Genomic DNA, 25,725 nt, shown 5'->3' with positions numbered 1-25,725 from the left:
CCATGTCCAGGCAAAAGGTCATATTATTAGCTGCCATCCCGATCGCAATATGCGCGATGGCTTTGCTATATGTCCGGATGTATTCCGGTTTCGGGAACAGCAACCTGGAAAAAGCCATAAATAATTATCTTCTGACCCGGAGTTATTTCAGCTGGAAAAATCAGGCGAACAGCCGCAACTATTGTGAGATCGAGAATTTGGATCCCGGACGCGAATCTTTCCCCGTGTATGTCTGGGCGCTGTGCGAAGAACTGTCGATGGAAAGCGGCGCCCTGAAGATCATAAGCGGTTCTTCCGGGCCTGTGAAGATAAACTATTCCGGCTTGACGGAGAACTATGATCCGAGCATGTTCTCTTTTGAAGCGCCAAGCGACGGATCCCGATATGCGGAAGACGTCAAAAAGATCTTTCCTTTGAATGTCCAGTTGCGCATCCGGGCGCATGACATCCGCCCCCTGGAAATGAAACTTCAGAAAATCGCGCGGGAAGAACTCTTGAATTCCGGCGGCAGCGTGGATATATTCAAAACCAATTCCACCCCCAAGAACCCTTTAAATCTATAATAAACATATGAAACAATTTCTTCTGGGATTCCTTTCTGCAACTTTGATCTTCGTGGGAGGATACTTCGCCCTCAATAATGGCGCTGACACGAATATAACAAAACAGCTGTATCTTCTCCAGAATAACGGGGCCAAGGCGCCGGTCGATGGAAAAGAGAAGCCCCAAGGAACCGTCCTTTGCGAAATCCAGACAAATTCCTGCTCCGCGTTCAAAAAACCCGAAGATTCGGGAAATTTGAAAGTGATGGTCACGGCCGGAGGGAAGCCGATGGCAAAGGTGGAAGTTGATTTGGGGACTGTTCCGGGAGCCAACAAATACTACATGATGGAAACGGACGACGCGGGGGCCGCGCTTTTCGAGAATATTCCCACGGGATTTTATGCGATCTATTTCAATCTCAATAATTTTCCGAAAGAATACGACTCCTCGCAGGCGGTCTCTGTCAGGATAGTCAAGATCCTGACGACGGAAAAGAGGATCGAGCTGCAAAAATAATTTAATCAAAGCTATAAAGTAAACAGTATTTCCAAATTAATTTATAATGAAAAAACTATGCCAGCATGCAAAGATTGCAAATTTTATAAAGCCTACGAAGACGATTCGGCCAAGGGGGATTGTTTCGGCCATGAAGTGGAGGCGGAAAAGGACGCGAACTATTGTCCGCAAGAGAGCTTCCAGCCAAAAGATATCGAAGAATAGGGATCAAAAAAGCAATAACCACATTGATTGCCCGCTCTGCCGCTTCGAGTCCTTCGACCCTTCGATAAGCTCGGGATAAACTGGAAAAAGCGCGGCGATCCGTTTGCTTTTCTCTGTGTGCATAGTTTTTTTGCCCGGAAGTTTTGATTATAATATGATTAGATCAAAGCAGGATTTTCCGGTCTTCATGCATTGATCGAACAATATCCAAGAAAACATTCCGGATAAATAATCATAAAATAATATGGCAATTGAAAAAAGCGATCTTATTGTGACCTATCAATTCAATGCTCCGCCTGCAAAAGTGTGGAAGGCGTGGACGCATAAGAATCAGATCAAAAAATGGTGGGGACCCGATGGTTTTGTTGCGACACATATCGAAATTGATCTCCGCGTCGGGGGAAAATATCTTTATTGTATTCGCGGAGTCAACAGTCCCGGCGGAAAGGAACGGGATTTTTGGAGAGGTGGAGTCTTCCGTGACATTTCGTCGCCGGATTCGATGCAGCAGGGAAAGATCGTGATGATCGATTCTTTCACTGACGAAAAAGGGAATAAAGTTCCTGCTTCATATTATGGAATGAACGAAAATTTCCCTTTGGAAATGATGATAGCGGTTACATTCAAAGAGGAAGATGGAGACACGAAACTTACTCTGCAATGCCCCGATGTCGGCGGAATCAGCTCCGACGATCTATTCAAAATGAAGGAGGGTTGGAAGCAGTCTCTGCGCAAGCTTGAGAAAGTGTTGTAGTAAGCGGCTGTTAATTTGTGAAAGCGCGAATGAAAAAGAACGATGAAAATAATCCAAAGTTATCGGTATAATAAATATTTTCGTTAATTAATCTTTTATATAAAACTATGCCAGTATGCAGAGACTGCCAATTTTACAAAGCCGATGAAGACGATTCAACCAAGGGGGATTGTTTCGGCCATGAAGTGGAGGCGGAAAAGGACGCGAATCAATGCCCGCAAGACAGCTTCCGGCCGAAAGATATCGAATAATAGGGATCAAGAAACAATAATCATCACATATGGCGGCCTCCTGCGGAATCCGTGAGATCCGTTCAGCCTCGCGTCCATAATCCTATTGACCTTCCAATATTATTGCGCTAGCATGGATTAACGGAGGAAAATAAATGGAAGACAGGATTCCAAGCGAGATCGGCGCGGGAACGGGCGATGAAAAGATCGAAAAGAAGGACGCAAAAACGAAATGGGTCTATCCGAAAGCGCCCGAACACGAGTCCGAACTCGATAAGGTAATCGCGAAAATGACAGAAGAAATGAAGATCGCGGAAAAACAGCGCCTTGAGGAGGAAGAGAAAAGGCGGGATGAGGCATACAAAGATGCGATTGAGAAGATCTCAAAAGCGTTTGTGGCGGGCAAGCCGGAAAGAGCCCGCAAAATACTCGAAGAATTAGTCGAAACAGAAGGGGCAAAGATCGCAATGGAGCTCAGCTCCAAGCGCCAATATCAATATTCTGGATGCGGAAGGCCTTCGCATACGATATTTTTCCGAAAGGGAAGCTGAACGCTTCTCTATTTTTTTATCTTATTCTCTTGTAAAAATGGCACAAATAGCTTATAATTTGGGCGAAAGGAAAGTCCTAGAGATGAATTATTTTAAAAAGTATTTAGCATCCTCTAATCTTTATAATCCAAATAAAATATGCAAAAAGATCATGGAGATGATTGTTGCGCTATTAACTTAGAAAATTCCGGGAATAAAAATATTAAAACGGTTTTGATCATAGTGTTTTTAATTAACTTTGGGATGTTTTTTGTAGAAATAATTGGCGGTTTTATAGCACATTCGAATTCTCTGCTTGCCGATTCTCTTGATATGCTCGGGGATGCTTTTATTTATGGGATTACTATTGCGGTAATGTCGAAACATCCTTCTGTCCGAGCCAAGGGGTCTCTTGCAAAGGGTATCATAATGCTTCTCCTGGGAGTTTTTGTTTTTGCCGAAATCATATTCAAAATTATTAATCCTGTTGTTCCAACTGCCGGAACGATCACTATCATAGGCTTTGCGGCATTAATGGCAAATGCTGTCTCTTTTATCTTGCTTTATAAGCACAGGTCGACAGATCTAAATGTCAGGTCATCGTGGCTCTGTTCTCGCAATGATATGCTGGCGAATGTTGGTGTCATCGCAGCCGGCTTTTTGGTGGCGCATTTTAATTCTATATGGCCGGATATCACCATTGGCTTTATTATAGCTCTTATTGTTATTCGTTCATCGTTACAAATAATTATAGAATCCTTAAGACATATTAATAACAGAGAAGTTTGTGATAAGGAATAGGGCCTCCAAACGGGAGCTGGTCGTACCAATTCTGTCATTGCGAGCGATCCGCCTGGGGCGGAGAGCGTGGCAATCCCATGCCTTATCTCATCTAGCGGAGCTTGTTCCGATGGATATCGGAAGCACTGCTGTCCTTCGCAATACACCGGGATTATAATAGAAAATATAAATGGAAAATCTTGAACACATCAAAAAAGCGACGCCGCACAAGGTCATCAACAATGTACTCTGCTTTTTGACAGAGGGGATTCAGAATATTTTTGCCGATGATCTGGTCGGGATCTATCTCACCGGATCTCTATCCTATGGCGATTTCAACAAAGAGCGGAGCGACATCGATCTTGCGGTCGTTCTGAAAAATCCGGCGCCTGGCGAAAAGATCCAAAAAGTGAAACAATTGCACATTGACGCGGAGAAAAAATTCCCAAGATGGGCCAAAAGGATCGAGTGCTCATATATTTCACTTTTCATGCTTGAAAACATTCTTCCGCCCAAAGAAGGACGGCCCTATTTCGGAGCGGGAAAATTTTGTCCCATGGCGAAATATGGAAACGAATGGATCATTGATCAGTATGTTCTTGTTCACGATGGAATTGCGCTTATCGGTCCGGAGTTCAAAACGCTCATCAAGAAACGGATTGAAAGCAAAGATTTAATCGAAGCTCGCATACGAGACTTGTTCGAGGAATGGGAGCCGAAAATAAAGGACACGGCATATCTGAACGATCCGCACCAGCAGTCCTATCTCGTGTTGCACCTGTGCCGGATCCTCTATACGATCTTGACTGGGAAACTTGCTTCCAAGCCGAAATCCGCCGCTTGGATTAAGAATGAATTTGGCGAATGGAAAAACCTGATCGAAGAAGCCGAGGCTTGGCGCTATGGTCAGGAGATGAAACGGCAGAAAGAGGTGGTGGAGTTTATAAGATTTGTGATCGGGAAGGTGGGGGAGCTGAACAAGCCAAAGAAATGAAATCCGGTATTCGTTGGTTTTTTCTTTCCTAGTAATTTCCCTCTTTGGAAAAGAGGGATTGAGGGAGATTTGTTGGGGGTAGAAGGTATATAAATTAAGACTGTCATTTTGATACACGACACAGTGCCGGCAATCCCATACTTTATCTCGTCTCATAGTGGGAACTGTTTTGTAACCAGTTAAAATTAATTGAATGAAAAAAACATCAGTAGGAAAAGATCCTTCCAGGCACAAAGATTGGATAGTGAAGAGATCAAAGATACTTGGCAAGGGCGTGTTTGCGGCGCGCGATTTCAAAAAAGGGGAAGTTGTCATCGAGTGGGACTTGAAGAGTCAAGTGAAAAAAGAAGACATTCCGGATCTTCCGGATCCGATCAGAAAAAATGTCTATTACTACAAAGGAAAATATATCATTCCGACGTCTCCTGGGAAATATCTAAATCATTCCTGCGATGCAAACACATTCGCGAAAAATGCCCGTGATATCGCTTCCAGGGATATCAAAAAAGGCGAAGAGATCACGATCAATTTTTCCGAAGAATCTATAGTCGGTTTGAAAATGAAATGCAAATGCGGAAGCAAGAAATGCAGGAATAGAATAAAGAGCAAGCCGGAGAAGGCTTGATAGTTTTGAATAATTATAGGGCAGGGAATGCGCATATTTTGGTTCTTACCCTTGAAAAAGGGGATTTAAGTAAATCCAGCCGAAAGGCTGGATTTTCTTGTAATATCAATATAAATGAAGTATAATTTGGGTGAGATAAAAACCCTTTATTGGTAACTTTTAAGTGGTAGAATTCGCGAAAACAATTAAACTAATTCATTATGGCTATCCCAACTTATGATAATTTATTTAATCCAGTAATCAAAGCCTTGCATGAACTTGGCGGCTCCGGTTCTATTGCTGAAATTGAGGAAAAAGTTGCTAATTTATTGAAACTTAGCGAAGATGAAATTAATGAAATTCATCGGGGAAACAGAACCAAGCTTGGTTATCGCCTTGCTTGGTCGCGTAATTATTTGAAGCGTTTTGGTGTATTGGAGAATTCATCAAGAGGAGTATGGGCCCTTACAACCAAGGGAAGAGAGGTGAATAGCGTTGACAAAAATATTGTGAATCATTTTGTTAAAACCATCGATCGTGAAACTGATTCAATTGAGGCGGAGGTTGCAGAAGGTACTGAGCCGGAAGGTGCGCCGAAACTTTGGGAGGAAGAATTACTTGAACAATGTTTGCAACTGAGCCCGGAAGCTTTCGAGAGGTTATGTCAGAGAATTTTGCGTGAATCAGGTTTTGTCCAAGTAGAAGTTACTGGTCGTTCGGGTGATGGCGGTATAGATGGGAGGGGTATTATTAAAATTGGAGGCCTATTGAGTTTTAGAATTATATTTCAATGTAAACGTTATGCGGGAAGTGTCTCGTCACAACAAATACGAGATTTTAGAGGTGCGATGGTAGGTCGAGCTGACAAGGGTCTGGTTATTACAACTGGCACATTTACTCGGGATGCCAAACAAGAAGCGACGAGAGATGGCGCGCCTCCTATTGATTTGATCGAAGGAGATGAACTGGTGGAAAAAATGAAAGAACTCAAAATTGGAATTAATCTCAAGACGGAAGAAGTTGTAGAGGTGAATAAAGAATGGTTTATAAACTTTTAATATATGCAAAAAAAAACAAAAATAAGAGCAGTTGACTTTTTTTGCTCGGGAGGTGGAATGACGAATGGTCTAATTCAGGCAGGGATTGACGTGATTGCTGGCATAGATAATGATTCTTCATGCAAAGAGACATATGAAAAGAATAATCCCAACTCGCAATTCATAACGGCTGATGTATTTGCTTTAAAAGAAATTGATCTTGCGAAAAGACTTGGATTGAAAAAAAACGATGATGAGATTGTGTTTATTGGTTGCAGCCCATGTCAGTATTGGTCTATTATTCAGCATGATAAAACAAAATCGCAAAAATCAAAAAATCTTCTTATTGAATTTAAGAGATTCGTTGACTACTTTAACCCTGGTTATGTATTGGTTGAAAATGTCCCGGGAATATTACGGAAAAAAGATCAGAGCGGCTTGAATAATTTTGTTTCCAATTTAAAAGACAGGGGATACAAGGTTCATTTTGAGATTGTGAATATGAGTGATTATGGCATTCCTCAGGCTCGCAAAAGATTTTCCTTGGTTGCCAGCAGAGTGATTGACAAAGAAATATTTCCAGAATATTCAATAAATAAAAAACGTACCGTTGCTGATGTTTTAGGGGAGAAAAATGGATTTCAAAAAGTGAAGGCTGGATTTAGGGATGATACGGAATTTAATCATTCGGTTGCCGGCCTTACATCAAAGAATTTACTTCGTCTTAAGAAGACTGCAAAAAATGGAGGTTCTTGGCTTGATTGGGCCCATGATAAGAATTTAAAAAGGAAAAAATACAAAGGTAATGGTTTTATTGATAATTATGGTCGTATGAGCTGGGATAAGCCTGCCCCGACTATTACGACTAAATTTTTAAGCATTTCTAATGGTAGGTTTGCTCATCCTGAAGAAAATAGGGCTATTTCTATTCGAGAAGGTGCGACGCTGCAAACATTTCCCAAAGACTATGTATTTTATGCGAAGAATATGTCAGATATTGCGCGAATGATAGGGAACGCTGTTCCTCCCGAATTTGCGAGACAGCTTGGTAAAATTATAATTGAAAATTATGAATCAAAATGATCAAGAAAAGGATATTTTAAAAATGACATTTGATCCGGCGACGATTGAACATCTTGGCGTTCGAATGTACTCAACGTTACCACCGGTTCTCGCTGAGTTGGTAGCAAATTCTTATGATGCTAATGCCTCAGACGTGACTGTTTTTCTATATGATAAATACGGAAAACGGGAAATTGCTGTCAAAGATAATGGTATTGGAATGAATCTCGAAGAAATCAATAGTAAATTTCTTCGTATCGGTCGTAATAGACGAGATGAGGAAGAAGTAGAAAGTATTACAGGAGGGAGAAAAGTAATAGGGAAAAAGGGCATAGGGAAGTTATCATTTTTTGGGATTGCTGAGGAGATTGAAGTGATTACGAAGAAGAATTTAAAAATGAACGTTTTTATTCTTCGATGGCAAGACATAAAAGAATCTAAAACCGCTGAATATCATCCGCAACTTATAAAGATTGATGAACCTTGCGATGCTAAAAATGGTACAACAATTATCCTTCGTGGACTTCATCGTCAAACCGAATTTGATTCGTCAGCTCTTGCTGTTGCATTGTCAAAAATCTTTATTGTAGATAATACTTTTAAAGTTTCTATCCAGTATAATGAAGAAAACCCTTTTTTTGTTGAAAACGAGAAGAAGTATGCGGATTTAAAAAAAGAAGTTGAGTGGGACGTTCCAAAAGAAATTAAACTCGAATCAGATTATTCAGAAAAAAATAAAGTTACTGGATATCTTATTGCGACAGAAACGCCGATTTCACCAAAAACTAATATGCGTGGAGTTACTTTATTTTCTAGGAAAAAATTGGTAAATTTACCGGAGTATTTTTCTGAAAGCATGTCAAGTCATTTCTTTTCGTATTTGACTGGTTGGCTGGAAGTAGATTTTATTGATGATCTTGATGAAGACGTTATAGCTACAGATCGAAAATCTTTAAATTGGGGTCATCCGGAAATGTTAAAATTAAGAGATTATTTAAGAAAAGTTATTAATTGGCTGGAACAAGATTGGCGTAAAAGAAGAGCAGAAATAAGATCAAAAGAGGCAGAAAATAAAACTGGCATGAGTATTGGTGAGTGGCGAAATCATATACCTGAAAATATTAGAGAAGATCTTGATCCTATCATCGGTGCTTTATTGAAAGATTCTGAGATGACAGAAGAAAAGCTTGTAAGCAGTTTAAAGGGTCTTCAAAATATAATTAAACCATATCCGTACTTTCACTGGCGCAATTTGCATCCAGTTTTAAAAAAAATTGTCTTTAATTATTATAAAAATAGCGATTATTATGGTGCCGTACTGGAGGGTGTGACTGAATATGTTAATCAGATTAAAGCTAAAACCGCATCCAGTAATGTTGATCTTAGATTGATTAAAGAAGCTTTTTCACCGGATCAGCCGAAACCACAAAACCCGCCTCTGCCTCCTGTTCTACCAATATTATCTGTAACAAAAAAGTATAAACGGCCCGATGGTACAGATTTTAAGCCACTTACATTGGAAAACATTTCCAAAGGACATGGTCTATTGGCTCGTGCGATGTGGATGGCTTTTAGAAATCCAAAGGCGCACGAAACTGCTGAAGATTTGAGACAGTCTGGCTTATATACGGAACAAGATTGTCTAGACGCATTAAGTCTTTTATCACATTTATTCAATCGATTGGATAATGCGGAAACAATCTAAAGTATATGGATATTTACTCAAAAAAGAAGCGAAGCGAGATAATGTCTAAAGTCCGAAGCAAGGACAGCAAGCTGGAGATTGAATTTAGAAAAAAACTCTGGAAAGTGGGATTTCGTTACTGTAAAAATTCATCAAAATATTTCGGGAAGCCCGACTTGGTTTTATCAAAATACAAGGCTGTCATTTTTGTAGATTCTTGTTTCTGGCATGGATGCAAAAGGCATGGGAGTATGCCAAATACCAGAAAAAGATTTTGGCAATTAAAGTTAGCACGGAATGTTGAAAGAGATAGGGAAGTAACGAAATATTATAAAAAAATTGGCTGGAAAATTTTTCGAATTTGGGAGCATCAATTAAAAAACGGCCAGAAAATTATAGATCGAATTATTCAAAGGATATAGTCATGGTTGCATCTTTTTATTTTCTTGTTAGAATATATACATCCTAGTTTCATAGCCGAAACACATTTGGGTTATCAATTTGTGTCTTTAGAGAATGGCCTCTCTAAACTGATGATGGCAGGCGACATAATATTTGTACGTACCTTAAAATTGATGCTGTTTTTAAGATTAATAAATACAATAATTCTTACTGTTATGAAAATACTTTATCTTCTTTTATTTTATCTTGAGGCCATTTTTCCTTATAAGCTTAGCTTACTGATGAGTCTGTGAAAGTCAGACGAAAAGGATTTGTTCGGGAAAAAAAGTGTAAGGTGCTTTTTTCACCTAAAAAAATTACACGATTTTCGTGTATTTTTGTTATCCCGCACCGGAGTGCAGGCTTGCTTGATATGCAGCTTTATCTTCGAAATATCCGCAATCTTCGCAAACCAGCCCTTCCTTGGTCCACTTTGCTCTCAGGTGATATAATCCCGTTTTACATCCGAAGAAGATGACCATCTTCATGAAGATGTCCGTGAGAAACATATTCCTCCTCAAATTCCCACGATCTGCACTTTTTCATATTTCTTGAAGACTTCCTTCTTCGCATCGATCCTGTCTTTGAGCGTGAAGACATATATCTCGTCGAATCCGAGATAGAATGCTTTCACCATGTTGTCGCCATTGATGGGACAGAGCACGGAAGAGGCTTCAAGAAGGGGAGCCAGGACGGAGATTCCTTTTCCGACGAAAGAATCCTGAAGATCCTTTTGCTCCTTTTCAAGAATGTCGCGCGCGATCTTTCTTTCTTCCCATGTCTCGGTCACTCGTCCGTGGTCGTTGAATTTGATCTCGAACCCCGCATTCTTCAGCGCCTGGTTGATCTGGGATCCTCCTCCGCAGATCACCACGACATAATTGCTTTTCGCTTTTTCAATGGCGAATTCCCGGAATGCGGCGAGATCGCTCGTGTCTCCTGAAGTTTTGATCAATACATTTTTTATCAAGTTATTCCTCCTGCCGGATCGGCATTTGCTATGACATGATAATGAAGAAAGACGTTGGTGTCAATAATAGTTATATTTTTTTGGAAAAAATAAAGGTGTCACGTCCCTTTTTCATGGACCTGGGACGATAAATTCAGTAGGCTTGCTCAGGGTGACAATTCACACACCCCTACGCCCCTCTCAAGAGGGGAATTGTCAGATGAAAAAGAAAAAAAGTGCTTTAGGCACTTTTGGGTGAGAAAATCTTATGTTGCATCCAGTATAATCCGGGTGCAATTACCATATTGCCCATCGCGATGGCGAATGAGGCAATGCTTATGCGGAAAAACGTAATTGATTCACGGGGAACATAATTCGGAATTCCATAGCTATAGATCAGAAGGCAGATCATAAACAATGGAACGAATATTATCGTCAATTTGCCTGCTATTCCCATGATCTGTTCTTTCTTTATATAATCACTCTCGCTTTTCAAAAGTGATTCCTCCGCGCTTTCCAGATGCTGAACGATGGCTTTCCGTTTGGCCGGATGCATTGATGTATCGTCCTGGATCTTTTTTGCGAGTTCTTGAATTCTCTTTATACTATCTTCAATTGTCATAACAACCTCCTGCGAGATACTACCTCATTTCTTGTCTTTTGTCAAGACGGCCGAAATGAGGGTGTCGGATGTCTTTTTCAAATTCAACACACCCCCGCCCCTCTCAAGAGGGGATTAGATTGCCACGGTGTTGCCGTGTCTCGCAATGACAAGTTGAAAAGTAAAAAAAAGGCATTTAGGTGCCTTTGCTTGTTATGTTTACTTCTTCATCCTTTTTTCTTTCGGATGGCAAGCACAGCGTTACTAATGCCCATATGCCTGCAATAACCCAGAACGCTATATTCATTTCGAATGTAAACTCGATTTCTTCAATGAACATTATTCCGTAAAAAACGAAAAATACTATGACGCCGATATATATCGACAGAATATACGGATAATTCCACATGCTCTTGGCTTTATATAGGCATAAACCAAGAGATGCTGCAATTAAGAGCGCTAGGATTCCCATGCCGAGTATCAACGGATCCGACGAGACTATTTTAAAACCTCCTGTGATATAGACATTAATTTATATTCTGCGCTTTGTCAATCCAGCTGCTTGTGAAAATAGTCCGGCTCGCATATGATCTGAACAAAAGGAAACGTGTGAATAAAAAAAGTTGTAGCGAGACTGCATGCTACAACATAAGTAATTCATATAGCTGTTCCTTCTTTGGGTTTTTGTAGATATCAGGGTGCACGTCGATTCCCTGGCAATATATATTTGTATTGGTACTCTGCTTCAGATTTGTGCATAATACGATTCCCCGATAATAAAAATCCGATCTTATGCGGATATTGTTGTGAAGCAAGGTGAATGATACGCACTTACAGGGGAATTTTCTGCATGAAATAAATTTAGAGAAAAATATTTCGAAATCCTTGCTGTTCTTGACCGCTTCTATCGCTTTCTCCAAACTTGCCACCGTTCTTCCGCTATCCTGCAATGATCCGTCAGCTTCCGCTTCCTTTGTGTGTTCAAGCATTTTGTTCAAATGCGCGATAACTTTTTCTTTCGACATTATGCCTCCTTTTCAAACTTTAACCCAAAAATAAAAAATGTCAATAATAGGCTTAGGAGAACTGCCCGTTTTCATTTTTTAAATGATAATCATTACATTACTCTTGACAATTTTACAATAAGTAGTAATCTGTTTAGTTGGCCTGGACGAGAAAATATGTTCAGAGTCAATTATCGCACTTTACAATTTGCTGATTGAAGGGACATGGAGGAGTGTTCTGAGGGTGCATGATAGATGGGTCGAACGGAAGAGTCATCAGATTTTCCGCGGAGAAGAAACAAAAAGCAGCTATTTATTAGTTGCAAAAAAAGGTAAGTAAAGAAAAAACAGAAACAAAAAAGGTGAAAAAATGAATAGAAATGGAGACATAGTAAGGGCAATAATATTTGCCGCAATGGTGCTTCTGATGGCACCATCGACAGTTGGTGCAGTGGAAATGCACAAAGGAGATCAGTATCCGGGATATGATGTTGTGGTAAAAGATTTCGGATGCGGAGAAAGGTGTTTGGTTACATTAACCATTTCAGGAGAAGATGTATTTTACCAGGAAGGGGCAATAAATACGGCTCACGGGCATATTTATATAACAGTCAAAAGAGTTACAAACTCCTTTGCGGATATAATTATTTCAGATACACCGATTGCGTATTCGCAGTGCAAATATCTGGTAATTTCATCCAGTCCGTCAGGAATTGATATAACTGAGTTTAATGTAGGCTGGATAGGCACTACTCCGTTTAAGGTTGAGGTTTGCCAAGGAGATACTGGTAAATTACTTGTTTTTGAAAGTTCGGAATATAGAACTCAAACAAAAAGAGTTGATTTCAGTAGTTCTGATGTATTCGTCACTTTAGAAGAAAAGCCCGTAGCAACTCCGGAGCCAACCGTAGCTCCTACGGCAGTTTCAACTCCGGCACCAACCCCCGAAGTAACTCCTGAACCGGTAATTACTCCGGTCCAGCCATGGTCTGTAACATTGAACCTTGCTACCGGAGTGCCAGATGGAAATGTTTGGCAAGCACCGAAAGAATCAGGTGTAACCAGCACAAAGATTTTTAAAAATCTTACAGGAGTAATAGTCTGGCATTATAATTGGTCCAATAGCGCATGGATATTCTACGATCCTGCTATGGATAATCCGGAATGGGCATGGGCAAATAAACTACAGAATATCACGCCAAGTGATTCCTATTCCTTTTATTCCGATGCGGATAGGAGGATAACTTTTGAGCTCGAAAAACCAACTCCAGAACCCACGCCGGAACCGACTCCGGAACCGACTCCGGAACCCACGCCAGAACTAACCCCGGAACCAACCCCAGTAAATATTATTGGCGACAGCGGGTTTGAATCAGGAACATTGCCCTGGATATTTTATGCAAAAAAAGCAGGAACTTTCAGTATTGAGCCTTCCAACGTTACGGGAAATGTTGCAAAGCTTGCAATTACCGGCAACAGTTCAAATATCCAGTTGTATCAAGCTGGAGTAGTATTGGAATCGAATACGCGATATCGGTTGACCTTTGCGGCTTACTCGAATGTAGGTCGAAATATAAAGGTTAGGCTGATCAAGCACGCATCGCCATATACTCCTTATATGCCGGATTATTATGTTAATCTTGGCACTGGCTGGCAGACATTTACGACTGAATTTACCACAACCGGTTTTACCGGTGCGGTAAATGACGGACGCTTAATGTTCTGGCTTGCGTCCCAAGCAGCGGCAGGAGATATATATTATATCGACGATGTAAAGCTGGAGAAAATTGAAGAATCAAAACCTATATTGTCAGTACCTAATTCGAGAATGTACAGTTTGAATGAGGAAATGACATTGGTAATAAAAGGAAATGCCTGTACTCTTTCGGGCGTTGATTCACAGCCAGAGACTTGGAAGGTTTCGTCTTGCTTGAATTACATCCTTGAAAACAAGGATATAAAATTGAAAAGGAATGTAACTTCGGATAGCTGGGAAGCAGCTATAGTCCAGTACGAGAGTATTAAGGATAAATACATACTAAATAAAGGTATTGAGACCGAAGTTTATACTTTCAATAAAACAATTTTATATGACGGTAAACCTATGTATCTTCTTAGCAGGCTATCCTATCCTCAATATAACTATAGCCTTAGTTATGAGTATAGTGTTAAAGATGAGAATTCAGTAAACTTAAGTTCCGTTTTAATAAAAGGAAATATTCCAGATAATGTATTGAACCAAACGGTATATTATATTGATTTGGAGTATCTTGAGTTTATTGCATTTTCGGCACCAGTAGTACAAGGTACTCTAAAGATAGGATATAGATATGTAGGGAAAAAAGAGGCAAGAGAATTAGCCAAAAAAGCATATGAGTCTCCGGCGGAATTCAAAAATACTATAGAGAAAACAACGTCGGAGTTAAGGCAAAAAGAATTTGCTGAAGGAGTCAAATTGGAAGTCAAGAATCTGGGTGACTTGACAAAAGAAGAATTGATAAGACTTCGTAAGGTTTTGTTTGAATAAACAAAATCGGAATAAGTAAACATTTGATCTCTCTCGCGATATCATAAAATATTGCAGGGAGATTTTTTTTATACAAAATAAGATATAGAATAATCCGTACTTTTAAAAAAAGCATTAATTATTACTCCGTCATCGCGTTTTTGTTTGAATAAACTTCGGAAATTTGTTAGGATATAGAAAGTGAAACTGCTAAATTGCAATCCTATGAATGAGATAATAATAAAGATCGCGCCCATATTCCTTATATTTCTATCGGGAAACATCCTGAAAAGGATCGGCATTTTTAAAAAAGAAGACGCGGACCTTTTTTTGAAGATAGTTTTTTATGCGGCGGCGCCGTCTCTCGTCATTGTTTCAGTTTCGAGCCTCGCGCTTGAGTTCGCTTTCATTTATCTTCCGGTGATCGCCATGCTCATCATCTTGTGCACCTCGGTGCTTGCTCGCGCGACGGGTAGGAAGCTGGGTCTTGAAAGGCCGACCCTTGGGGTTTTCCTGGTCGGCTCGATGATCATGAACACCCACTTCATCCTTCCTTTTGTGATCGCTGTCTATGGCAAAGATGGGATGGCGAGATATTCTTTGTTTGATCTCGGAAACGCGCTGGTTGTATTTACGTTCGTATATTATGTCGCCTGTAAATATGGAACCAATGGATATGATCCCAAAAGCATATCGAGAAAATTGTTTTTCTCTCCGCTTCTTTGGGCGCTTATGATCGGCATCACCCTCAACGCTTACAACATTCGCATGCCCGGCGTGGCGGATGATTTTTTCCAGCTTCTGGGAAACATGGTCACGCCCCTCGTCATGCTGGCGCTCGGGATATATTTCAGTCTTAATATAAAACATGCCGCTCCCGCCGCTTGCGTTCTTTTGATCAGGATGTTTTTCGGATTCATTCTCGGATTGATCTTCTCGCAGGTGTTTGGTCTTGAGGGGCTGACGAGGACGATCGTGCTCCTTTCCTCCGCCGCGCCGGTAGGCTATAACACTCTGACGTTCTCATCGCTGGAGAATTTGGACAAAGAATTCGCCGCGGAAATAATCTCGCTTTCGATCCTGCTTGGATTCGTTTCCACCTCGATCATAATGATATTCTTTTCCTGAATTGCTTCGATCCGATCCGAGCTTGAAGACAATAAAAAAAAGGCATTCAGGTGCCTTTATTTGTTTCAATTATTATTTCTTTTTCTACTTTTCTTGCCGGCAGGCGGCTGGTGATGTATCCCCAGACGAATGTGACTATGCAGAAAAGAATGATAGCTGTGTTCGAAATAGCTATTTGCAGGATGAGCACTATCCCGGAAAACACTGAATATATCACAATGGCGATATACATTGATGCTATAGGCGGATAGTTCCATATAGATTTTCTGAATATCAGACAAAGTCCAAAATAAGCCGCGCCCAAAAAAAACATTGCTCCAAGGGCATCCATTATAAAATCTGGCGTGATCATTGTCGAAGCCTCCTGCGAGATACTACACCATCTTTTGCTGTTTGTCAAGATGGCCGGCTTTAAAAAGCCGTTTGGTTTTGCCATGGACTGTTGACAAAATGAACTTTCCATGCTATTTTGTCCAGTTCTGCGCAAATAGCAGGCGGAGGTCTTTAACATGAAGAAAAAAACTTTGAAGAAACAAACTCTATTTGAAAAGGCCAGTGAATTCATTGACTCATTTTTTGATGACAAAGAAACAACCAATGACGATAAAGAGGCAATGAAAAACCATTTCCGAATAATTCTGAATAAAAATGGTACGGAAATAAATTGGCCATTATATCTGGAGGGAAAGAATAAAATGTATATAAAATCACACATGGAATCGCTGAAAATGAAAGGCGGTAATGATAAAGGCGTATTCTTTTTCTGGGAGCAGATTCTATTGGTTGCATGTGGAATTATTTCCAGGAAGCTGAATAATGTTTATCTTGTGTCCAATTCATATAATTTATTCTTGAATAATTATGAAGATACTGAAGGAGAATATCTGCTCAAAGATATGTACTTTATTTCCAAAAAGGATGCAAAGAGATTCGCAAAGGCTGCGAATAAATATTTCGAGAATATACTTATTTTCAAGGTGAACAGGATAAAAGGTGAATAAATCACCTTTATTTTTTTTTCGATAGCAGTTTTTTTTTCGAAGGCCGCCATAAAGAATTCATTGACAAACTCCGTCAATCATTTAATATGAAGGCAACAAAAGAGGTGATTATGTGTTCGATAGAATAATAGGACCAATACTGAGGTTCATAAGGAATATGTTTCCCCCGGAGGCGGAAACACTAAATGATTTTGCACAGGCGGCGATCGAAAACGGAAACCCCATTGAGATCATGGCGACATTCGAGATCCAAAAAAGCCAGAATGTCGTTTCGGACAATTATTTGTTCTTTACGGAAATTGTAGGACGCAGATATTTTGTCCGGCTGATGTCCACAACCAGAGATGGAGAACAATTTATTTACAAGAGATTCATCGGATTTCTGTCCGCCATGAGCGGACCGGACGAAGAAAAAAAGTTATTGGAAAAAACCGCCAACCAGGCGAAAATAATCTTTGAAAGGATCAGCATGAAGTGGCCTGATATCCGGGCAAAGATCGTCAATACATAAAACCGACTCCTCCCGGCACCGCCGAGGGGATTTTTTATCGTTGAAGATAGAACGTAGCATGTGTGCTGGCCGGGCTTGACATTTCCAAAATTGTATGATACACTTTGAAGTTAGTATCAAAAAATCCTATGACGTATAATTCACAGTTCGAAACAAAGGTGCAGTTGGATCGTCAGAACCCCTTATCATTAAGGGGTTAGCTTGGTTCGTCTTTTATAAAAATTTAAGGACCTTTCCTGAATAACCTCTTAGTGATAAGAGCGTTTTTTGTTTATGGGAAGGTTTTTTATTTGCCTCTGATCGTTTTTTGAAGGCAGGGATCGCACCTTGAAAATCGAATTAATAACGAAAACAAAAAACTTTGAAGCAGACAATATGGGCATTTAATATAATGAATGTCCAGGTTGCCTGCTCCAAAGAGAAAGAGAATATTCTAACAATTTTGGCAGGAGAAGATGAAAAAGAAATGGATGAAAATACAAAGGTAATATTGAAGTTAGAAGAAAGGAATTTCCATGTTGACTCCGCTGGCTGGGAGAAAATCTGGAGGGGGTGGTTGGGACAAAAAAGCTTTTTAATGAATCCGGAAGGAGATATTTGCGAATTCCTTCATGGAAAATTTAAAGGAGAGCAGCTTTTTTCATGGAGAGCAGCAAGGCGTGAAACTCGGAGAGCTGGAAAATTTATGCCAAACAGTGACGAGTGGGAAATATATGGGCTAAGCATTCCAAACATTGTTTTTGCAGGGAGACACTGTATCAAGGTTTGCTGTGGATATAGCGTTGACAGAGTGTTTGAAGATCAGGGTAATCGCGCGTATTTTTGGTGCGATGATGATCTCAATGTGCCTCATTGGCACCGCCTTTCGAGGGAGGCATACAGTTATGAAATAGGCTTGATAGGTTTAAATGGCAGTTCATCTGTAGCTACTCCTAAAAGTTATGCTCAATCTGTCCGTTGTTTCGAAAAAAAATAGATAAAAATAATAAACCTGCCGAGGAAGATTGCAGACAAGAAATAATAAAAAGGTTTGTTGGTTGTTAAAAAAAATAACAATTATGGAAGTTAAGATTTTTTAACTTCCAACTTTTTCCAAGTTTATCTTTTAAAAAGGTAAACTTAGAAGAACTCTGATTAATTATCGAGGGCTTAGCTGCACATTTACAATCCAAAACTTTTAAGCAGGTAACATGGGCATAAACACTGTTTGCGCCTATATTCCCTGTTTCAAAGAGAAGGAAGGGATCCCGGTATCTTTGGAAAGGAATCAGATGGAGGAAAAATATGGAAAAAGATAATAATGTAAATGATAGAACGAAAAAAAACAGATCAGCGTTTACTGAAGCGATCATAGACCCGCTGGTGCTTGCTATATTTGTTTGCTATGAGATCAGGCTGTTCATTCTTTTGTTTGCTGTCGAATTTTACCTGATGTACAAAGGCGTGGATCTGGCAATGATCAATATTTATTCATTGATCGTATTGTTAATAGCGATCAGAAGGGCTTTGGATAATAAGCTTTGCGAACATGCAAAAAGGGTATTCAAATACATGAAAACGGAATTTGAAAACATGCGTCAGGTAGGGGCCTCGCAGCGGGATGAAAAAATAAAAAAAGATTCAAATGTGTGTCATGCGTAATATTGCGTCGGTGCGCATAACGTAAAACTTGAAGGAGGGAAAAGATGAACAATGGAAGTGGAAAGAAAAAAGAGAAAAGGCATCAGCTAAAACCGGAAGACTTTCAAAAAAGATCGCGAAACATTTTTCGCGAACAGGGGGAGGAAAAAAGTAATGAATAAAAATATAGTTCTCCATGTTCTGAAAAAATTAGGAATAAATGTGAAAGGAGATGAAAAAAGAAACATTCTTTTTAAACCTCGGGACATTCCCGATCGCGTTTATCTGTTCGACATCTCCAGAATTACTCCGAGGTGCAACGGCGTTGTGTCGAATTTGTATCTAAAGAGGCTGAAAGAAGATGGTTTTAAATATAATGGCATTATGAATGCCAAATCCGGAACTGCCGTACTGACGCTGATATCAAGTAAAATATGTGAGAAGCACGGGAGAGAATATGTCGATGTGCCGTGCTTGAGGATACGTTTCTGCGAACACTGTACGGCTGAAGCAAGAAACCGGCATCTGCCTGAATAAAAGGGAATAAATGTGTTGGCTGAATTTAATGAACTAAGGAGGGAAAAGATGAGTAGTGGAAAGGAAAAGAAAAATAAAAAAACGGTGTTGGAATGGGTCTTTGCGATTAAGGGAAAGCTTAAAGACATGAAGGAAAGGTCTCTGCGATTGTATGGAAAAAATATTGCGATCTTGACGATAATATTGGCGATCATCGCAGTATTGGTCATTGACTATATAGTCTCGCGCAACTTTGTAACAATAATATATGGCATAATTATTACAGTAGCTGCGGCGCTGGTGATCGGAATATTCTGGTGCGCTCTGGAAATAGTAAGCCGGCAGCTCGATTTCGACCAAAAGATAATATCCATAAAAAATATAGTCATTATTATTCTGCTGCTGGCTCTTCCTGCGCATTTTTTCATTCAGGCGGCATCCGCCGCTTATCTGCTGAACGGATTTGCGGGAGCCATGATCGCCGGAGCCAAGGCATCATTGATCACTTCTTTCATTGAAGCCATAATAATATTATTCTTGTCGGAATTTTGAGCCGAAGAGACTTCAAAAAAAAATAGCATATTTACCTGCGAAAATTCGCGGGTTTTTTTTGCCCGGACGGATGTAATTTGATATATTGACAATATACATGCAAAATCCCGATGTTATCCGATGTAATAAGCATGGGACGAAAAGTACTTTTTAATTTCCAAGGGAACAAAGATGGAATTATATTATGCAAAAAGAAAAAATTCCTTATTGTATTATCTCGTAATTTTTTTGTTCGTATTTTTGGCGGGCGGATACTCCCTTTTCGCGAACAATATCATCCGGCCGCCTTCGGATGAAATCGCAACGGTTGACGAAGAAGAAATCAAAGTTCCGGAAGAAACAAAGATCGAAAAGAAGGTTTTCGGTCAGTCGCAGCAGGGGAAGAACATTGAGGGCTATGAGATCGGGTCGGGAAAAGACAGTCTGCTGATATTTGCGGCGATCCATGGCAACGAGATGGGCACGGCCGATCTTCTCAATCGCCTGGTGCTGGAGATCTCTTTGGATCCTGACATTGTTTCCCAGTCAAAAAAACTGATCATTATTCCGGTTGCCAATCCGGACGGATATGAGGACCGGACAGACAAGCTGAATGCCAGCGGCGTTAATCTGAATCTGAATTTCGCTACTTCCTTGTGGGAGCAATACGGACCCGAGGGGAACTATGCCGGTCCGGCGCCATTCTCCGAAAGTGAGAGTCGCGTGATCAGGGATCTTGTCGAGCAGTATAAACCGAAGGCCATGATATCTTTCCACGCTCACGGAAATCTGATCTCGCCGGAAGCAGGTGAACCTTCCGTCGCCTTGGCAAAATGGTATTCCGCTAGGACCGGATACGAATTCTATGGCGGCTGGGATTATTCGGGTACGGCGACGAAGTGGTTCAAGGAGATGACAGGAAATCCGGCTATCACGGTGGAAATATCGAAAGATTATCAAAGCGATTGGGAAATAAATAAAGGAGCCCTGCTTGAGCTTATTTCTTCCGATAATCTCCCGATCTCAAGCTGATAGGGCATGCAAAAGTCCGGAAAAGCAAATAAAAAAACCACCCGGCATGACGTCTTGGCGGATTTTTTTGAACCTTGATTTATCCGAAAAAAATAAACCATCTTTATTAGATGGCTTCCAGTTCCGCCTGCTCCTTCTCGATCTTTTCAAGATATGAGATCACATATGGCAGATTTTTTGCGGCGAGCTTTTTGCCGATGTCCGTCTGCATATATGGAATTGCTTTCTGTATTTTGGCGCGATACCACTTTGCGGTTTCGGCGATGCTCAGTCCCTGCTGTCCGCACAGCGCGAATACTCTGGCGATCCCTATGGCTCCAAGGCCGTCGAGCTTATCCGCATCGAACAGTATCTTTGCTTCAATGCTGGTCGGCGTCCTGATGCTCTCCGAGGAATGTTCCGAGACTATCTGGAGGACTTTGCGCCTTCTGCATGGAGGATACTTGATCTTCCGCATCAGCGTTTCTCCGTCCGTCATGCTGTTTTCCACATGGTCCGCTTTTTTCCCTTCATAGGATTCGTCCAGATCGTGGAGGCGGCAGGCTGCTTCCAGTGCTTCCATATCGATCACGATATCCAGTTCTTCCATCATTTTCATGGCAATTGCTTTGGCCCTTTTCCAGACCCGTTCCATGTGGTCCATCCGGTGGCTGATCGATTGTTTCTCCTTTCTCTTCAGGGATCTTTCCGCTTCCTGTATGATCTTTTTTATGTAGTTTATTTTTTTGGGCATTTTACCTCCTTTATTCATTTATGTCATTCTATCTTAAATAAGATATTGATGTCAAAGGATAACCCGATACGATAGGTCGTTGCCAAAACTATACCTGTCGTGCAATTTTTCATTCTCGCGAACGCAGGAATCCAATAAAATTGAAATATTTCGTACTAAATGGATTCCCGATCAGGTCGGGAATGGCAGAGGGATGTAGTCACACAAATGCGCTCAATATGTTCCCTGCAATGAACGGCAAATTCGCAAGCTATTTCCGATTTGTTTCGCAGAAATATGCGATAGCATCTCTCATGAAAACAGCAAGTCCCGGGCGGTGCTTGTCATAGTGGGCCGTGAAGCGGGGATCATCCACGTACATTTTTCCGAGGTTCTGGTACATTTCAAGAGGGCAGTCATAGAAAAATTGGATGCCCCGGTAGTGCCGGGCAATAAGTTCCTGCACTTTTTTGTCCCCGACGCCCTTGTCCATGCCGGCGGCAATTTCTCTGGTGCGTTCAATGCCGTCTTTTTTCAGTTTTTCCATTTGGGCCTTGGTAAGTTTTCCGATTTTTTTCATACTCTGCTTGTAGGCATCGGTTGCGCCCCAGCGCCGTTTTGCTTCTTCTTGGTATTCTTTGACGTCGTCATCCTTGAAAGCGTCATAGAGCTCTTTTTTCTCGATCTTATTATTGCTGGTCATATTAAAACATAGTTGTTATTAATTTCACCTTATCATAGTGCGGATCGGCGTGCAACGCCGGTCATCGCATATGCGAAAATGTGTTCCAAAAAAATCTATCGGGCGGGTAAAATAGAAAAAAAAGAGCGACGGCCCTTCAGATTATTTTTATTAAATTTTTCTCAGGTATCGTGACTATCTGCGATTTAACGCACCAGGGTATTTTCGCGAACGATTTTCTTATATCTTCCACCTCTTCTTCCCTGGGGTAGCCGCCTATTATATATGTTTGCACATACACTTTCGTATCTTTAAACGGAGCATCGATCATGTTGAGAATCAGCGAAGCTTTTGACACTAAGCCGATAATTTCCGTGATCAATACGCGGGATACAATATCCCATGCGGCGTCCCTGATGACTTTTTCTCCGCTTTCTCTGTCTTCGCGGCCGATATTCGCTTCTACGACAACTATTATATTTTCTCCTGTCAAAAACAATGCCTCCTTTTTGCAATGAAAGACTATCAAAAAATATGCGTTTTGTCAAGGTGTATGGCGAAGAAAACCGGCGGCCGCCGGAGCGTCAGAAAAAAATGTGAGGCGAAAAAATATCCTCTTTCAAATACACAGGATCTATTATATGATAATAACAGCATGGTAATTATCTATTAAGACTTATATGATCGAAAATCTAGTTTTTGTTGCAGTTGCGGTTCAGCTGATCGGAAAAGCTTCATATATCAAACAAACATTGAAGGGCAGGACCAAGCCGAACAGGATCTCGTGGCTCCTCTGGTCCATAGCTCCGCTTATTGCGGCATTTGCCGCGGTCTCGGACGGAGTGGGGCTTGCCGCGGTTCCGGTCTTTGTTTCAGGATTGGCTCCATTGCTGGTGCTTGCGGCGTCTTTCGCGAATAAGAAATCATATTGGAAACTGGAAAAAAGCGATTATTTTTGCGGGCTATTTTCAATTCTGGCCCTGGTCCTTTGGGGAATAACCAAAGAACCGACGGTCGCCATAGTATTTGCGCTCGTGAGCGACCTCTTTGCCACATATCCCACTTTGGTGAAATCATGGAAATATCCCGAAACGGAAACGGCGGATGCTTTTTCGGCCGGATTTTTCAGCGCGCTTACGAGTTTCACTGCGATCAAAACCTGGAATTTTTCTTCATACGCTTTTCCGGCATATCTTGTGATCATAAACGCGTCGCTTGTCATCTGCATACACAGGAAGAATATTTTCAAAAAGAAATGCCGCTGGCAGAGTTAACGGCCAAGCATTCTGAAAAGGCGCAAGAAAAAAGACAGATATCATTTTTCTGTCTTGGTTTTTATCAGTGATTGCGGCGAGATCATCGGATGCCCGCTATCTATTATTTTTCCCCATTCGTCTGCCAGGCACTCGATGCAAAAACCGCTCGAGATCGCAGGATTTTCATGGCATTTTTTGCATTTTTCGCACATATTCTTGCCTCCGATCTCAACAATAACACACGGTTTTTATGGAAGTCAACCCGGAGTCATTTTTACGAAAGACCTTGAAGAGTTGCGTTATTCATATTAAAATAGGGTATTAATATAATGAGCATGGAAATGAACAAAAAAACGCCGGCCGACAGGCTGAATTACTCGGGAGATCTTGGCCCGGTAGTAGACCGTCTTTGCGGTGCCTATGGGATCGGGAAGCCCGCAGGCTACTATGTGATTGAAATGGGCTATGAAGATTGCAACGTGGCCATCGAAGCATCGGGGGGAAAATATGTGGCGAAAATATTTTCCAAAGAACGTACGCCCGTGATCATTTTGCGATACGGCACTATAATGAAAAAAGCCATAGATGCGGGGGTCAATCATCCCTTTTTGGAAAAAACGAGCGATGGAGGGGTGGTGTATATGGACAGCGCTGCCAACGGTATCTCGATGGTGCTGATGAAATTCATCGAGGGCAAGACATTTTTGGACATGGGCCGCTGCCCTGATGACAGCGAGCGGCGGGCGATAATTAAACAGGCTGCCAAGATAGACAGGATAGACCATCACCCTGCATATTTGTCCGACAGCTGGGCTATTCCAAATATCCATAGAACATTTCAGAAGGTTCGGAAGTTCATTCAGGCCGATGACCTCAAGCTGGTCGAAAGAGTTCTGGCTCAATACGATGCAATTCCGGCCGGCAGTCTGCCTTGCTGTTTTGTCCATGGCGATTTCACAAAAGCCAACATTATAAAGGGCGACGATGGAAAAATGTATATTTTGGATTTTTCAGTTTCGAATTGGCAGCCGAGGATCCAGGAGATATCGGTAATTCTGGCTAATTTGCTTTATGACAAGAATGACTCCTTGTCCTTGCGGGATAAAGCGGAACTGGTTTCAGACGAATATTCCGGGTTTAATCCGCTCACCCAGGAAGAGCGAAAGTATGTCTATCCGTATGCATTAGCCGGCATAGCGATGGAATTCATGGGTGCTCACCAGGAGAAATATATCAACGGCAATGACAGTGAAGAAACCGGATACTGGCTTGATCTGGGACGCAACGGATTGAAAAAAGAATTATCCGACGGATAGAGCGATCGCGGATCAGTTTTTTCCGTTTTCGTATTTTAAATAGAGGCCGAAAGTCGATCGATCCGGCTTCCTTTTTTGTTTTTAGCGGCACTTGCCGACGATAATAAAATCAAGCTGCATTTTCGGATCATGCCGGGAAAATACGCATTTTGTGTTGATAACTATATTCCAATAAACACCGGTGGATGTTATCATATATATGTCGAGAATAACTCTATATAATATGTCTCTTACAAAAAAAATACTTGATTCAAAAAAGCCTTTCACGCTTTTTCACACATATTCGGCAAGCGAAGACATCGTCCGGAAGGCGATCGGCGAGAAGAAGAGCATGGACCTTGATGTATGCGTGGACGGTTCGGGAAAACCGTATCTCGGCCACTCGGAAGAATATTATGAAAAAAGCGGGGAAGCTCGGGCCGTTTCCATGCCCATCTGGGAAGCTGTGGGTCTGGTTTCGAAAGCAATGATCCCTGTCGTTATCGATTGCAAACATCCTGATGCGTGGCCGGTCGTCGAAAAAACGGTTTCCAGGATCGGTGCGCAAAAATGTCTGGTTCATTCTTTTGCGGAGGAATTGAGGTTTGGATATAGCCGCAGGGAAGGGGAGCCTGATTATCTCACGGAGTGGTCAAACCTCGGAAGGCTGCTTTCGTTCAAGAAAAAATTTCCGCAAGTTTCGACCTGTGCGAGCTGCAAATGGCTTCCCGATGACCTCCTGATCTCGGATAAATATGAAAATTTGCTGGGCGGCATCAGGAAACTTCTGAAAGACAATAGGATAGATACGGTATGCCTGAATGTCCCGAACGGCACTTTCTCGGACGGACCGCTGAAATATTTTCTTTCTGGCGGCATTATCTGCCATGTGGGCATTGATGGGCTGGATGTTTCGAAATTTACTGAAATCTATATAGGAGAGACGGACGATCTGGATGCGGCTTCAAGATGCAATTTTTTCGATAATCTTCAATGAAACAT

Annotated in this window: 36 protein-coding genes and 1 other RNA gene; 27 read left to right on the top strand and 10 right to left on the bottom strand. The window is 41.2% G+C overall.

What is annotated here, in order from left to right; translation table 11 throughout:
* Window positions 1-2 precede the first annotated feature (2 nt).
* The 14 genes from WC788_00270 (at window position 3) to WC788_00205 (ending at window position 9,487) form a co-directional block, all read left to right on the top strand.
* Entirely contained in the window at window positions 3-563 is a 561-nt protein-coding gene (locus WC788_00270) for a hypothetical protein (GenBank protein MFA6096044.1), read from the top strand.
* Between the two features lie 7 nt (window positions 564-570).
* Window positions 571-1,059, top strand: a complete 489-nt coding sequence (locus WC788_00265; GenBank protein ID MFA6096043.1) for a hypothetical protein — start codon at window positions 571-573, stop codon at window positions 1,057-1,059.
* A gap of 57 nt (window positions 1,060-1,116) precedes the next feature.
* Window positions 1,117-1,263, top strand: a complete 147-nt coding sequence (locus WC788_00260) for a hypothetical protein (protein MFA6096042.1) — start codon at window positions 1,117-1,119, stop codon at window positions 1,261-1,263.
* Window positions 1,264-1,507: 244 nt separating this feature from the next.
* Complete coding sequence (locus WC788_00255) at window positions 1,508-2,017, top strand: SRPBCC domain-containing protein (protein ID MFA6096041.1); 510 nt, start codon at window positions 1,508-1,510, stop codon at window positions 2,015-2,017.
* Window positions 2,018-2,124: 107 nt separating this feature from the next.
* Window positions 2,125-2,268: a hypothetical protein gene (locus WC788_00250; protein MFA6096040.1), complete on the top strand. Its 144-nt coding sequence runs from the start codon at window positions 2,125-2,127 to the stop codon at window positions 2,266-2,268.
* Between the two features lie 134 nt (window positions 2,269-2,402).
* Window positions 2,403-2,798, top strand: a complete 396-nt coding sequence (locus WC788_00245; protein MFA6096039.1) for a hypothetical protein — start codon at window positions 2,403-2,405, stop codon at window positions 2,796-2,798.
* Between the two features lie 138 nt (window positions 2,799-2,936).
* Window positions 2,937-3,578: a cation diffusion facilitator family transporter gene (locus tag WC788_00240; GenBank protein ID MFA6096038.1), complete on the top strand. Its 642-nt coding sequence runs from the start codon at window positions 2,937-2,939 to the stop codon at window positions 3,576-3,578.
* A gap of 169 nt (window positions 3,579-3,747) precedes the next feature.
* Entirely contained in the window at window positions 3,748-4,551 is an 804-nt protein-coding gene (locus tag WC788_00235; protein ID MFA6096037.1) for an aminoglycoside adenylyltransferase domain-containing protein, read from the top strand.
* 193 nt (window positions 4,552-4,744) lie between these two features.
* Window positions 4,745-5,176 carry an SET domain-containing protein-lysine N-methyltransferase gene (locus tag WC788_00230; GenBank protein ID MFA6096036.1) on the top strand — a complete coding sequence of 144 codons (432 nt, stop codon included), beginning with the start codon at window positions 4,745-4,747 and terminating at the stop codon, window positions 5,174-5,176.
* A gap of 200 nt (window positions 5,177-5,376) precedes the next feature.
* Window positions 5,377-6,213, top strand: a complete 837-nt coding sequence (locus tag WC788_00225; GenBank protein MFA6096035.1) for a restriction endonuclease — start codon at window positions 5,377-5,379, stop codon at window positions 6,211-6,213.
* Between the two features lie 3 nt (window positions 6,214-6,216).
* Window positions 6,217-7,275 (top strand): DNA cytosine methyltransferase, encoded by a 1,059-nt coding sequence (locus WC788_00220; protein ID MFA6096034.1) that lies wholly within the window; start codon window positions 6,217-6,219, stop codon window positions 7,273-7,275.
* A complete protein-coding gene (locus WC788_00215; protein MFA6096033.1) occupies window positions 7,262-8,959 on the top strand; it encodes an ATP-binding protein in 1,698 nt (565 codons plus the stop codon). Before WC788_00220 ends, WC788_00215 begins: the two co-directional genes overlap by 14 nt.
* A 5-nt stretch (window positions 8,960-8,964) precedes the next feature.
* Window positions 8,965-9,360 carry a very short patch repair endonuclease gene (locus WC788_00210; protein ID MFA6096032.1) on the top strand — a complete coding sequence of 132 codons (396 nt, stop codon included), beginning with the start codon at window positions 8,965-8,967 and terminating at the stop codon, window positions 9,358-9,360.
* Window positions 9,361-9,413: 53 nt separating this feature from the next.
* An RNA gene (locus WC788_00205) (hammerhead ribozyme type II) lies at window positions 9,414-9,487 on the top strand.
* Window positions 9,488-9,720: 233 nt separating this feature from the next.
* Here the strand turns inward: WC788_00205 and WC788_00200 are convergent.
* The 5 genes from WC788_00200 to WC788_00180 all read right to left on the bottom strand — a co-directional run bounded on the left by WC788_00200 (window position 9,721) and on the right by WC788_00180 (window position 11,954).
* Complete coding sequence (locus tag WC788_00200; GenBank protein ID MFA6096031.1) at window positions 9,721-9,888, bottom strand: hypothetical protein; 168 nt, start codon at window positions 9,886-9,888, stop codon at window positions 9,721-9,723.
* 8 nt (window positions 9,889-9,896) lie between these two features.
* Window positions 9,897-10,349, bottom strand: a complete 453-nt coding sequence (locus tag WC788_00195; protein ID MFA6096030.1) for a hypothetical protein — start codon at window positions 10,347-10,349, stop codon at window positions 9,897-9,899.
* Window positions 10,350-10,569: 220 nt separating this feature from the next.
* Entirely contained in the window at window positions 10,570-10,950 is a 381-nt protein-coding gene (locus WC788_00190; protein ID MFA6096029.1) for a hypothetical protein, read from the bottom strand.
* A gap of 175 nt (window positions 10,951-11,125) precedes the next feature.
* On the bottom strand, window positions 11,126-11,338 hold the full coding sequence (locus WC788_00185; protein MFA6096028.1) for a hypothetical protein: 213 nt from the start codon (window positions 11,336-11,338) through the stop codon (window positions 11,126-11,128).
* A gap of 232 nt (window positions 11,339-11,570) precedes the next feature.
* Window positions 11,571-11,954, bottom strand: a complete 384-nt coding sequence (locus tag WC788_00180) for a hypothetical protein (GenBank protein ID MFA6096027.1) — start codon at window positions 11,952-11,954, stop codon at window positions 11,571-11,573.
* 349 nt (window positions 11,955-12,303) lie between these two features.
* On the opposite strand from WC788_00180, the gene WC788_00175 reads away from it, so the two are divergent.
* Window positions 12,304-14,460, top strand: coding sequence for a carbohydrate binding domain-containing protein (locus WC788_00175; GenBank protein ID MFA6096026.1), 2,157 nt, complete (start codon window positions 12,304-12,306; stop codon window positions 14,458-14,460).
* Window positions 14,461-14,664: 204 nt separating this feature from the next.
* Window positions 14,665-15,567, top strand: a complete 903-nt coding sequence (locus WC788_00170; GenBank protein ID MFA6096025.1) for an AEC family transporter — start codon at window positions 14,665-14,667, stop codon at window positions 15,565-15,567.
* Between the two features lie 46 nt (window positions 15,568-15,613).
* On the opposite strand, the gene WC788_00165 is transcribed toward WC788_00170, so the two are convergent.
* Window positions 15,614-15,919 (bottom strand): hypothetical protein, encoded by a 306-nt coding sequence (locus WC788_00165; GenBank protein MFA6096024.1) that lies wholly within the window; start codon window positions 15,917-15,919, stop codon window positions 15,614-15,616.
* Window positions 15,920-16,076: 157 nt separating this feature from the next.
* On the opposite strand from WC788_00165, the gene WC788_00160 reads away from it, so the two are divergent.
* The 8 genes from WC788_00160 to WC788_00125 all read left to right on the top strand — a co-directional run bounded on the left by WC788_00160 (window position 16,077) and on the right by WC788_00125 (window position 20,778).
* Complete coding sequence (locus WC788_00160; protein MFA6096023.1) at window positions 16,077-16,568, top strand: hypothetical protein; 492 nt, start codon at window positions 16,077-16,079, stop codon at window positions 16,566-16,568.
* A 112-nt stretch (window positions 16,569-16,680) separates the two neighbouring features.
* Window positions 16,681-17,079: a hypothetical protein gene (locus WC788_00155; GenBank protein MFA6096022.1), complete on the top strand. Its 399-nt coding sequence runs from the start codon at window positions 16,681-16,683 to the stop codon at window positions 17,077-17,079.
* A 361-nt stretch (window positions 17,080-17,440) separates the two neighbouring features.
* Window positions 17,441-18,055: a hypothetical protein gene (locus tag WC788_00150; GenBank protein ID MFA6096021.1), complete on the top strand. Its 615-nt coding sequence runs from the start codon at window positions 17,441-17,443 to the stop codon at window positions 18,053-18,055.
* A 308-nt stretch (window positions 18,056-18,363) separates the two neighbouring features.
* The gene (locus WC788_00145; GenBank protein ID MFA6096020.1) at window positions 18,364-18,720 is read left to right on the top strand and encodes a hypothetical protein; all 357 of its coding nucleotides are present in this window, start codon (window positions 18,364-18,366) and stop codon (window positions 18,718-18,720) included.
* Between the two features lie 28 nt (window positions 18,721-18,748).
* Entirely contained in the window at window positions 18,749-18,874 is a 126-nt protein-coding gene (locus tag WC788_00140) for a hypothetical protein (GenBank protein ID MFA6096019.1), read from the top strand.
* A complete protein-coding gene (locus tag WC788_00135; GenBank protein ID MFA6096018.1) occupies window positions 18,874-19,236 on the top strand; it encodes a hypothetical protein in 363 nt (120 codons plus the stop codon). The genes WC788_00140 and WC788_00135 overlap by 1 nt, the downstream gene beginning before the upstream one ends.
* A gap of 48 nt (window positions 19,237-19,284) precedes the next feature.
* Window positions 19,285-19,767, top strand: coding sequence for a hypothetical protein (locus WC788_00130; protein MFA6096017.1), 483 nt, complete (start codon window positions 19,285-19,287; stop codon window positions 19,765-19,767).
* Window positions 19,768-19,974: 207 nt separating this feature from the next.
* The gene (locus WC788_00125) at window positions 19,975-20,778 is read left to right on the top strand and encodes a M14 family zinc carboxypeptidase (protein ID MFA6096016.1); all 804 of its coding nucleotides are present in this window, start codon (window positions 19,975-19,977) and stop codon (window positions 20,776-20,778) included.
* Between the two features lie 106 nt (window positions 20,779-20,884).
* Here WC788_00125 and WC788_00120 read toward each other — a convergent pair whose 3' ends face one another.
* From WC788_00120 to WC788_00110, 3 genes are all read right to left on the bottom strand, one after another.
* Window positions 20,885-21,511, bottom strand: a complete 627-nt coding sequence (locus WC788_00120; protein ID MFA6096015.1) for an HD domain-containing protein — start codon at window positions 21,509-21,511, stop codon at window positions 20,885-20,887.
* A 250-nt stretch (window positions 21,512-21,761) separates the two neighbouring features.
* Entirely contained in the window at window positions 21,762-22,193 is a 432-nt protein-coding gene (locus WC788_00115; GenBank protein ID MFA6096014.1) for a TipAS antibiotic-recognition domain-containing protein, read from the bottom strand.
* 136 nt (window positions 22,194-22,329) lie between these two features.
* Window positions 22,330-22,665, bottom strand: a complete 336-nt coding sequence (locus WC788_00110; GenBank protein MFA6096013.1) for a hypothetical protein — start codon at window positions 22,663-22,665, stop codon at window positions 22,330-22,332.
* Window positions 22,666-22,852: 187 nt separating this feature from the next.
* Here WC788_00110 and WC788_00105 point away from each other — a divergent pair, with 187 nt between their 5' ends.
* On the top strand, window positions 22,853-23,446 hold the full coding sequence (locus WC788_00105) for a hypothetical protein (GenBank protein ID MFA6096012.1): 594 nt from the start codon (window positions 22,853-22,855) through the stop codon (window positions 23,444-23,446).
* Between the two features lie 41 nt (window positions 23,447-23,487).
* Here the strand turns inward: WC788_00105 and WC788_00100 are convergent, their stop codons facing one another.
* Entirely contained in the window at window positions 23,488-23,640 is a 153-nt protein-coding gene (locus WC788_00100; protein MFA6096011.1) for a hypothetical protein, read from the bottom strand.
* 129 nt (window positions 23,641-23,769) lie between these two features.
* Here WC788_00100 and WC788_00095 point away from each other — a divergent pair, with 129 nt between their 5' ends.
* Both WC788_00095 and WC788_00090 read left to right on the top strand, forming a co-directional pair.
* On the top strand, window positions 23,770-24,744 hold the full coding sequence (locus tag WC788_00095) for a phosphotransferase (protein ID MFA6096010.1): 975 nt from the start codon (window positions 23,770-23,772) through the stop codon (window positions 24,742-24,744).
* Window positions 24,745-24,967: 223 nt separating this feature from the next.
* Entirely contained in the window at window positions 24,968-25,720 is a 753-nt protein-coding gene (locus WC788_00090) for a hypothetical protein (protein MFA6096009.1), read from the top strand.
* Window positions 25,721-25,725: the final 5 nt, after the last annotated feature.

Source organism: Candidatus Paceibacterota bacterium (assembly GCA_041661265.1).
Classification (GTDB): domain Bacteria; phylum Patescibacteriota; class Minisyncoccia; order JAHIHE01; family JAGLIN01; genus JBAZUT01.
The sequence above is the reverse complement of the archived record's forward strand: the minus strand, read 5'-3'. Positions and strand labels throughout refer to the sequence as shown.